The 4,622-nt window shown below is 66.0% G+C and carries 2 protein-coding genes and 2 pseudogenes; 2 read left to right on the top strand and 2 right to left on the bottom strand.

What is annotated here, in order from left to right; all coding sequences use genetic code 11:
- Both AWC08_RS12560 and AWC08_RS12555 read left to right on the top strand, forming a co-directional pair.
- Positions 1 to 1,197 (top strand): annotated as a pseudogene (locus tag AWC08_RS12560) (hypothetical protein); the annotation flags it as partial.
- A 271-nt stretch (positions 1,198 to 1,468) separates the two neighbouring features.
- Positions 1,469 to 2,911: a lipase maturation factor family protein gene (locus AWC08_RS12555; RefSeq protein ID WP_069435413.1), complete on the top strand. Its 1,443-nt coding sequence runs from the start codon at positions 1,469 to 1,471 to the stop codon at positions 2,909 to 2,911.
- On the opposite strand, the gene AWC08_RS12550 is transcribed toward AWC08_RS12555, so the two are convergent.
- Positions 2,891 to 4,099 (bottom strand): PE-PPE domain-containing protein, encoded by a 1,209-nt coding sequence (locus tag AWC08_RS12550; RefSeq protein ID WP_069435412.1) that lies wholly within the window; start codon positions 4,097 to 4,099, stop codon positions 2,891 to 2,893. The two genes, AWC08_RS12555 and AWC08_RS12550, sit on opposite strands and share 21 nt — an antisense overlap.
- A gap of 280 nt (positions 4,100 to 4,379) precedes the next feature.
- Positions 4,380 to 4,622: pseudogene (locus AWC08_RS12545) on the bottom strand (hypothetical protein); the annotation flags it as partial.

Genomic DNA, 4,622 nt, shown 5'->3' with positions numbered 1-4,622 from the left:
GCCCATGCCGTAGCCGGGTCGCCAATGGTGGCCGTCGACCTGGGCGACGGACCGCAGGTACAGGCCGTGGACCCTGCCCGCGACGCGCAGACACTGACGCTGCACCCGCGCGTGACCGACACCGTGACCCTGAGCCTGCTGGACTGGCAGGACATCATCGACCGCAACGCGCTGGGCTTCGACCAGCTCAAGCCGCCCGGGCTGGCCGAAGTCACGGTACTGGGGGCCGACGGCGAACCGATCGCACCCGCCCGGGCCGGCGGGGCCGGCCGCGACCGGGAGATCGTCGTCGACTGTCAGCAGGGCCCGGTGATCGCGGTGGCGGGCCGGTTCCTGCACACCTCGATCCGAACCACCGCGGGTGAGTTGCTGGACGGCGGCCCGGTTGCCGCGCAGCCCTGTGAACCCGGCCCGATCGCCTTGCCGGCCGGCCAGCAGGAATTGTTGATCAGCCCTGGGGCGGCCTTTGTCGCGGACGGTGCGCAGTTGTCGATTGCGCCTGAAGTTGCAACTGCCCCAGTCACTTCCGCTGACATCGCGGCCTGGGGGCCGGCCCGCCGCGAGGTGCGCGCACCATCGTCGGCGAGGATGCGGGTGCTGGTGATCCCCGAGAGCATCAACCCCGGCTGGGTGGCCCGCACCGGCAGCGGTGCGCGCCTGACACCGGTGGCCGTCAACGGTTGGCAGCAGGGCTGGCTGATCCCCGCCGGGGACGGCGGCACGATCACCTTGACCTTTGCGTCGGATGCGGTGTACCGGGCCGGCCTCGGTGTGGGGCTGAGCTTGTTGCCACTGCTGGCGGTGCTGGCATTCTGGCGGCGCCGCAACGGTTCCTCGGAGGATCCGCCCGCGGTTGCCTGGCCTTCCGGACGGTGGGCCGGCGTAGCGGTGCTGGCAGCTGGGGCGCTGATCGCCGGTGCCGTCGGTGCTGTGGTTGTCGCGGCGCTGCTCGCAGTGCGGCATGTGGTGGCGGACCGCTGGCGCGACGGGCTGACCGCCGGACTCGGCGCGGGTGGGATCGTATCTGCTGGTGCTCTGCTGTCGCGTCATCCGTGGCGTTCCCCCGACGGCTACGCGGGCCATTCCGCGAGTGTGCAACTGCTGGCGTTGATTTCACTTGCGGCGGTCGCCGCGTCGGTGGTCAACGCGGCCTCGCCGGGCCGGTCAAAGGCTGCGGGGTCCGATCCGTTGCACTGAGCCGTCGAGCGCCATCAGCCATGTCTGGACGTCCAACCGGGGTGGCGGCGCAGCGCCTGCTCGCGGAACGTGCCGAGAATATAGGCCGCAGGCGCTGCCACGGCGCGCGGCGCCCGACAGCGCGGTTTAGGAATTCAGCTTTGTGCAATTCTCTGCTCAACTTTCCGCCGCCGGAGCGCGGACAGGACACGACGTTGAGGAACCCACCGGGTGAGTCGGGGCGCGATATGCAAGATTGCACATAATCGCCATAAGCCGAGGAGTTGTGGCCATGGACTGGTTTTCGGCACCCGAATACCGGCTCGGCGCACTGGTGCTGGAGCACGGCGTAGCGGCGGTATATCTGATCGCGTTCGTTGCGGCGGCGCGGCAGTTCCGGCCCTTGCTCGGGGAGCGGGGGATGCTGCCGGTGCCGGCATATCTGGCCCGGCGGTCATTCTGGCGGGCCCCGAGCATCTTTCAGGTGCGCTATTCCGACCGGTTCTTCGCCGGGGTGTCGTGGCTCGGCGCGGCGTTGGCGGCCGCGATGGTTGCCGCCCTGGACGCAGTGCCGCTGTGGGCGGCGATGCTGTCGTGGCTGACGCTGTGGGTGCTGTACCTGTCGATCGTCAACGTGGGCCAGACGTGGTACGGGTTCGGCTGGGAATCGTTGTTGCTGGAGACCGGATTCCTGATGATCTTTCTGGGCAACGGGCAGGTGGCGCCACCGGTGCTGACGTTGTATCTGGTGCGCTGGCTGCTGTTTCGCGTCGAGTTCGGCGCGGGACTGATCAAGATGCGCGGCGACTCGTGTTGGCGCGACCTCAGCTGCCTTGACTACCACCACGAAACCCAGCCGATGCCCGGTCCACTGAGCTGGTTCTTCCACCACCTGCCCCGGCCGCTACATCGAATTGAGGTGGCCGGCAACCACTTTGCGCAGCTCGTGGTGCCATTCGGGCTGTTCGCCCCGCAGCCGGTCGCCAGTATCGCGGCCGGCGTCATCGTCATCACCCAGTTGTGGCTGGTGGCGTCGGGCAACTTCGCCTGGCTGAATTGGCTGACCATTTTTCTGGCGTTCAGCGCTGTCGATCAGAGGTGGGTGGGCGTTGGTGCTTCGGGGGTACTGCCCGGTCCCCCGCTGTGGTTCGTTGTCTTGGTGATCGGTGTGACCGCGGCGATGCTGGTGCTGAGCTACTGGCCGGTGCGCAACATGTTGTCGCCCGCTCAGCGAATGAACATGTCCTTCAACGTTTTCCACTTGTGCAACACCTATGGCGCCTTCGGCAGCATCAGCCGGATCCGGCAGGAAGTGGTGATAGAAGGCACGAGTGACACATCGGTGGGCGACCAGACCGTCTGGCAGGAGTACGAATTCAAGGGCAAGCCCACCGGGCTGCGCCGCCTGCCGCGCCAGTTCGCGCCCTATCATCTGCGGCTGGACTGGCTGATGTGGTTCGCCGCCATCTCGCCGGGCTATGCGCTGGCCTGGATGACACCGTTGCTCCACCGGTTATTGCGCAACGATTTCGCTACTTTGAAGTTGTTGCAGCGCAACCCTTTCCCGGATTCACCGCCGCGGTTCGTGCGTGCGCAACTCTACGAGTATCGCTTTACCACACCGGCCGAGTTGCGCCGCGACCGCGCCTGGTGGCATCGCACACTGATCGGCAGTTACGTCCCACCGCTTGCTTTGCCTGCACAGGCAGGGGGCTCACCAACCCAGGACCAGTGACCCGTGTGAGAAGTACGGGCCGGCACCGGGCGCCAGGGATGAGTAACCGCTGTTGACGACCGGCTGCAGGAATGCGTTGAGGCTGTCGACGATTGGCTGTGGCACACCTAGTTGCTGAAGCGGCAGCAGCATCGGCAGGGTCGGCGACGGGATCATATACGTCGTGATGGTGCCACCCAACGGAGCTGTGACGCTGGACAACTCGACCACATCCGACATCGATGCCAGTGATGATGTGTTGTGGTGATAGGCCGTCCCGAAAAGCGAGTTCACGACCGCCGGGATGTTCCAGGGCCGGTCCGGCGGATTGGCCCAGGCGTCGTACTGGGCGAACACCACGTTGACGTCGTACTGGGTGTTCGACAGACCTTGAACCGTGTAATTCACTATCGGCAAGGTGAATCCGTTGGGCAGGTAAGTCTGCATGATGCCGAGTTCCGGGCTGCCGAAGAGGGCGAACTGCAGGGCGTGGGGCGGCGGGGCGGCCGGGTTGCTCGCCAGGTACGCCAGTTCTCGGTTGACGACGAGGGTTCCCTCCGACAGCGCGGCGACACTGACCGGCGAACCACCGCCATTGAGAACGGCATTCATGATTTGGTCGTTGAGCGCTCGCTGTCCCATCGCGACAGCGTCGTTGACGTCAGGAGCCGCCAGGCTGCCGCTCAGCAGGCCCATGCTGGCCGGGTAGTTGACGACCTGGGCGAGGGTGCTGGTAAACCAGTTCTGTCCGATGGCGTGGTTGATGAGGTCATAGCCCTGCAGGATCGACACCGTGCCGGGGCCTGGGACGCTGCCCGCATACAGCAACTGCCCCAGGTAGGGAAGTCGAGTGATGAAGTTCGGGAAGTAGAGCGGTCCCGCGCCGGGGACGGTGATCCTGGCTCCCGCGGCCGGGAGTGCCTGGGCGTTGGCGGCCTCGGCGCTCCGATAGGCGTTCGCGCTCGCCGTCAGTTGGCGCGTGATCCGCTCGTGGTATCGCGCCGCCTGTGTGGCCGCGGCCTGATATTCCCGGCCGTAGGCGCTGAACATTCTTGCCACCGCTGCGGACACCTCGTCCCCGGCGGCGGCCAGCAGGGACGTCGTGGAGCGCGCGGCTGCGGCGCTCGCCGTGGCGATGGCGGACCCCGTTGCGGCCAGATCTTCACCAGCCGTCAGCAGGAAGTCAGGCGCCGCAACGACATACGACACGACTGCCTCCTTGCGGGGGCCGACTGGTAATGGGGTGGTGGCTAGATTACTCGCAGCGGGCTATTGGTCATCGCAGATCCGGAAAACTCGGGACTGCCTATTCGTTTTCTTCCTCAAATCGGTAGTCGAAATATCGGTAGTCAACGGCCAGGCGCGTCAATGGTCGGCGCATTAAACCGCCGAATAACGACGTGTGGGCACAGGGCCGCACCCAGCGGTGCCCGGCGGTACCGCTTTCCTATGGCGGACACAATCTCGTGCCCGATTACATGCGCCGAACCTACGGGACCTCGTCATCGTCGGGGGCGAACAACTTCTCGGGGTGGTGGAAGGTGTTGGTGCGGGGTTGGCCGTGATCGAGGTGGGCGGGTGGGATCCATCGGGTAGTGCCTTTGGCGTTTTTGCGGGTGGTCCAGCCTTTTTCGGCGAGGCGGTTGTGCGGTCCACACGCGAGGGTGAGGTCGTGGATGTCGGTGTAGAAGGTGGTGGTCCAGCCGGAGACGTGGTGGACCTCGGTGTGGTA

Origin of the sequence: Mycobacterium gordonae, assembly GCF_002101675.1 — a bacterium.
Taxonomy (GTDB): Bacteria; Actinomycetota; Actinomycetes; order Mycobacteriales; family Mycobacteriaceae; genus Mycobacterium; species Mycobacterium gordonae.
The sequence above is the reverse complement of the archived record's forward strand: the minus strand, read 5'-3'. Positions and strand labels throughout refer to the sequence as shown.